This window comes from Neobacillus drentensis, assembly GCF_036965645.1.
Lineage (GTDB): Bacteria > Bacillota > Bacilli > Bacillales > Cytobacillaceae > Neobacillus > Neobacillus drentensis_D.
The window spans coordinates 19,358-25,093 of sequence record NZ_JBALPZ010000023.1 but is presented as its reverse complement, the minus strand read 5'-3'; the positions used below and the strand labels follow the sequence as shown (position 1 = coordinate 25,093).

Genomic DNA, 5,736 nt, shown 5'->3' with positions numbered 1-5,736 from the left:
TCCATGAAGAAAAATCTACTTAGAATCATAAAAATTTTAAAGAGATACGTTGAATATTTACTATTTGCATCTGAAAAGAACCTGTATATCGAAAATGAGGCGAAAGAGAAATACTATCTTAGGTTTGCAAGGATGCTTTGCAGGGTCAGTGTAATAAAAAGTTATTTGAAGAGGAAAATAGGAGAATTTAATGAAAAAAACGTATACCAGTAAAAAAAGAATTGCTGTTGATGCCTACTTTTTTAATAATTTTGGCGATGATTTATTCTTAGAAATTTTAATTAACAGATATCCAAATGCTCACTTTGATTTCATCACTCCAAGTGAGGATAGAATAAAAAACTTCCACGGTAATCCTAGGATTAAAATTGTTAGTCGAAAGCAAGCGTTGAAGAAAGTTATGAGTTACGATATGTATATCATGATTGGCGGATCGATGTTTCAACAGCCGCCAAATTGGAAGATGCAGAGGTTGAATTTATTTTTGATGGTGCGTACTTTTAAATTATTTAACAAACCATGTGCCATTATTGGATGTAATTTCGGACCGTATTCTGATCCATCCTATCTAAAAGCGTACAAAAACATTTTTAAAAAATTAGATTATCTATCTGTCCGAGATGAAAAATCATTTAAGGTTCTTAATGATAAAAATATAAATCTTCATTGTTATCCTGATATTGCCTTTTCCTTTGATGTTGAGTCTAAAGGTGGTGACCAAAGGAATACGGAGAATATTATCGGTGTTTCCATTATGGATTTTGGAAAAGAGAATCCTGATTATGAAGATAAAATGGCTGAAATGTTAAACAGCATTCAGGAGCACGCTAAAATAAAGATTTTTAGCTTTCAAAATTCTAATGAAATCAATGATTTAAAAGTAATTAACAAGGTTTTATCAAAACTTCCAAACAATAGTGATCACATTGAGGTTGTTAATTATGAAGGCAATATGAGCAGTTTTCTAAGCCACTACGAAGAGTGCCGTGCCTTTTTAACGACAAGATTTCACTCACTCATCTTATCACTTATGTATAATCAAAAAATTGTAGCGATTAATTATAACCCAAAAATCGAAAATACTTTAAAGTTTTTAGATCTCCCAATTGAGATGGTTAATTTAGAATCATTAGAAGATATTAATCTTGATATACTTTTCGATCAGAAACAAACAAGTTATGATTTATCAACTATTAAAAGAGAATCATTGGCTCATTTTGAATTTATTGATTCAGTTATAGGTGTTTAATTACCCAGGATGTCCATTAACAGATGAATGGAAAGACAACCCGGGTTTTAAGGAGTATTTCATGAAAGCAAAAAGAAGTTTTCTTAACTTATTGGTGGGTATAGGGAGTCAGATTATTACGATCGTGCTTGGAATTTTTATTCCAAGGCTTATATTGGTTCACTTTGGTTCAGAAGTGAATGGGCTATTAACATCCATAACTCAAATAATCGTTTATTTTACATTGTTAGAAGCTGGTGTTGGTGCAGCTTCCTTACAAGCGTTATACAAACCAGTAGCCAATGGTGAAAAGAAGAGTATCAATGAAATATTGGCTGCTACTTCAAGCTATTATAAAAAAACAGGGATTGTTTATTTTTTTGCCGTAATCGCACTGGCTATTATTTACCCACTTGTTATTAATTCCAGCATCAATAAAATGACCATTATGGTGGTAATCTTATTAACAGGCCTTGGTGGAGCAGTTAACTACTATTATCAGGGGAAATATAGAATCTTACTGACAGCTGAAGGTAAAAGTTATATCGTGACTTTGTTCACTACTATTATCACGATTGTAAGTAACTTGGCCAAAATTGTTTTGTTGTATCTCGGCTATGATATTATCATGGTGCAAGCATCGTTTTTTATTATCACACTGGCTCAGGTTATTGTTTATCATCTTTATATTAGCAGGAATTATAAGTGGATTGACTTAAGTGTTAATCCCAATTTCGGCTCTATTGCACAAAAGAACTCCGTATTGGTACACCAATTTTCATCGTTAATTTTTAATAATACGGATGTACTCATTTTGACTATTTTCACCAATCTAAAAGTTGTAAGTGTATATGTGATGTTTAATATGCTGTTTAGTATCATTGATAATTTAGTTACTACCGTTAGTGGCAGCATAACCTTTGTACTTGGACAAACCTTTCACGATAGTAAGGAGAAATTTCTAAAATTGTTTGATGCCTATGAGGTTTACTTTATGGCATTAGTTTTTACACTGTTTACGGTTACCTATATTTTAGTACTGCCTTTTATGCGTCTATACACAGCGGGAGTCCATGATATTAACTATATTGACAAATGGCTGCCAATCTTGTTTGTAGCGATTAAATTATTAGTTTATGCTCGTTCCTCGTGCAATAATGTCATAAATATAGCGGGGCATTTTAAAAAAACACAGTACCGGTCCATTTTTGAATCGGCTATTAACTTAATTGGCTCGCTGCTATTTGTAAACTTATTTGGAATATATGGGGTCTTAATGGGGACATTATTGGCAGTTTTATATCGTTCAACAGATATTGTGATCTATGCAAATAAGACGATTTTAGGTCGAAGTCCGTGGAGAACAGCGAAGAGATGGCTATTTAATGCAATTCTCTTTTTGATAATTATGTTTATTACACATTCGATTTCTATAAATCCAACATCCTATCTTACCGTGTTCGTATATGCATTTATTTTAACGATTATTCTCTTCTTTATTTATTTCTTTACCAATTCCTTATTGGAAAGAGAGACATACCTATATACAAAAAATTATCTATTTACGTTTCTCCATAAAAGGAAATATAAATTACAAAATCAATAATTTTGCTATCCAATTATTACTTCAGGAGGATTGTTTATGAGCCAGTATGAAAGTTCTAAACATGCTGATTGTTACTCCTTTTTAAATAGTATGATCGAATATATTCAAGATTTAAAGGTGCAACTGATTACGTATGAGGATTTAAAAAAATTTACAAATGAACATTTACAAAAGGGACATAGCCAGGATGAGCGTGAGCGTTATGAAACCCTAACACAATTAATTTTCAAGTTTATTGATGGCAAAGCTTCAGAAAGTGTATTAAGATTTTATCTTAAAAGGCAATTTGTTATCGAAGAGTTTAAGCTTGATGAAATCATCAATAAGCTAAACCTTATTATGAGTAAGAAGGGGCTAGGTAATCCCTCTATAACTTTCGCAGATAACTTTTCTTATCCTAAAGTTAGTGTCATTATTACTACCTACAACAGGAAAGATTACCTGTTTCAAGCGATCAATAGTATATTGGCGCAGGATTATCCGAATATCGAAATTATCACCATTGATGATAACTCCAGTGATGGAACAGACCTATTAATGGCGGAACATTTTAACAATCACCCCCAAATCATTTACATCCGAAAAGAAAAGAATTGTGGACCTGGAACAAATCGCCGAGAGGCATTTCAATCTTTTGCAGATGGGGAGTATACGCTATTCTTAGACGATGATGATTACTTAATTGATTATCATTACATAAGTAAAACTGTCCATTTTCATATGAACCATCCTGAAGTATCGTTTGTAGCAGCCAATGTGTTTTTTGAATATTCTTTAAAAGACCTATTAAAGATTTCTGATTTAGGACTTAGTGAGGTTGTTAATAAATACGACTATTTAATCAATTTTGAAAGGCCTGGATATCCCAAGCCCTTATCCACATTAACGACAGTGTTTAAACGGGACTCACTCATTGAAATGGGTATTCTAAATATGAATATGGTGAATGATGCGTCCATTTATATGCGGGCACTATTAGTAGGGCATGCAGGCTTTATTGATTCTATCGTTGGTGTTTATCGGATCCATGGTAATAATATTACCTTTAACCTTAGTAAAGAATTTATTGTTGAAAATTTAGATGAAAAGACGATTGTTAAAAACATGGCGATCGAACAATTCGGCTTTAATAAAAATGATATGGATAATTGGTTCAATTATACAGTTCATAACACCGTTTCGTATTATCTTGTGAATTCAGCAAGAAATGCTGAGGATTTTAGGTACATGTTTAATTGGACAAAGGAAAATTGCCCGTCCATCTATCATGATTTAAGAAATACCTACCGATTTACATTATGGAAAAAAAGATTAAAGAGATTTCCACTTGTTCGAAAGCTTAGTGGAAAATAAATGAATAATATTGATCAAAAAGTCTTCATTAGGTAGGAAGGCTTTTTTTTATTGTTTAATGGTCAAGGGGTTCTTTTTAATTAGTTGTATCTATTTTTTCCGTAATCAACTATAAAAATAGCTGTATATCACAATTTTTTAAATTGGATATACAGCCTGAAGTATGTACGTATATTAGTTTCTATTTTAAAAAAGGTGTAAACCCATGTATGAGCCACCTATACATCATATATAACAAGTTGAAAAGTGGAAAACACCATATCATCCCAAGATAAAACAAATTATTGATTAACCGATTTTCCGTAATTTTCCCCATTATAATGACTGTTAAGATAACTGAGCCTACTGTTAATACCCTATTACCGGAGCCATATATTGTTGGTGAAAAAAACATGACTACAAGTGTACCAATGACTGCTAGGACTCCAAACAGCGTGAATGTTTTAAACTTCGTGTTTTGCAATAGGAGGTAAATGAACATGAAGCTATAGAGTGTCCAAAAAAGATAAGGAAAAATAGCCTTAAGAAAAGCCTTTGTTAAATGGAATGACAACAAAGTTTCGCTAAAATGAAATTTACGTATTTCCTCAAAATTATGCAGGAGTCCCTGTGCGATTCCTTCAAGTTGAAGAATAAGAACAATAACAAATATACAGGTGAATAATCGGAAAATGATATTCTGTTTTAATTTATCATTTTTAAAATAGGTGATAAGTGTTATGACGGAAAGCAAATATAAGATATATTTCATGTCCGAAAAAATTTTTTTATATCCCCATATGGTTCCGATATAGAAATGATCTTTAAGAGAAAGTTCACCAAAGGTAGGAAACCAATAAGCGGTTTCTGCCACTGTTCTTACCTTGTTTCCAGGTGAAAGAATCATAATAAGCGTTCCTATTATCATGAATCCAGTCATCAAAAGCAATTTTTTATCTTGCTCTTTTTTTTGAAATACTAATGCTATGTGAGTGAGAATAGCAAAACAAGATAAACAAAGTGAAACTTGTTCATTTCCGATTGAGGCAAAAAATCCAGAAACAAAATATAGTAAAAACATATACTTGTTTTGAAGTTCAAAATCTCGAAACACTTTATCTGCATAAGGAATCATGGCGATAAGACCCAGTGTGATAGGCCATAGATAATACATGGAACCAGTAATCCAAAACACACCTGAACTTAATATGTTTTGCGCAAAATATCCTAAAATCGCCAGAACGATCAAGATCTCTAGTAGAGTTACTTTTTTTCTCCAAATTCTTACCACCGAATAACAAAGGACTAATAAAAAAATAGGATTAATTAACCTCCATAGCCATACTCTATGGGCAAGAAAGAAATAGACCATGGTATCAGAAAATATTCGGGCTGACCAATGAAAATACCTGTTGAAAAGCCAGTGCATGAGCGTTGAGTTTTGGGTAGCTTTTGAAAAAAGTAAGTCATCGCCAGGAAATTTTTTAACAACAAAATGGAAAAGGTATATCAAAAAATAGACTATAAGTAAAATAAACCATTTATATTTTTTTAAAATCATATAAACACC

Annotated in this window: 5 protein-coding genes; 4 read left to right on the top strand and 1 reads right to left on the bottom strand. The window is 32.1% G+C overall.

Annotated elements, in window-relative coordinates; all coding sequences use genetic code 11:
* The 4 genes from V7266_RS04430 to V7266_RS04415 form a co-directional block, all read left to right on the top strand.
* Positions 1 to 213: hypothetical protein (locus V7266_RS04430; protein ID WP_335466151.1), on the top strand; the 213-nt coding region annotated here is incomplete at its 5' end.
* Positions 191 to 1,249 (top strand): polysaccharide pyruvyl transferase family protein, encoded by a 1,059-nt coding sequence (locus V7266_RS04425; RefSeq protein WP_335466149.1) that lies wholly within the window; start codon positions 191 to 193, stop codon positions 1,247 to 1,249. The genes V7266_RS04430 and V7266_RS04425, both read left to right, overlap by 23 nt.
* Before the next feature lie 61 nt (positions 1,250 to 1,310).
* Positions 1,311 to 2,834, top strand: a complete 1,524-nt coding sequence (locus tag V7266_RS04420) for a lipopolysaccharide biosynthesis protein (protein WP_335466148.1) — start codon at positions 1,311 to 1,313, stop codon at positions 2,832 to 2,834.
* Between the two features lie 36 nt (positions 2,835 to 2,870).
* On the top strand, positions 2,871 to 4,187 hold the full coding sequence (locus V7266_RS04415) for a glycosyltransferase family 2 protein (RefSeq protein ID WP_335466146.1): 1,317 nt from the start codon (positions 2,871 to 2,873) through the stop codon (positions 4,185 to 4,187).
* A gap of 181 nt (positions 4,188 to 4,368) precedes the next feature.
* Here V7266_RS04415 and V7266_RS04410 read toward each other — a convergent pair.
* The coding region (locus V7266_RS04410) for a DUF6056 family protein (protein ID WP_335466144.1) at positions 4,369 to 5,736 on the bottom strand (1,368 nt) is incomplete at its 5' end.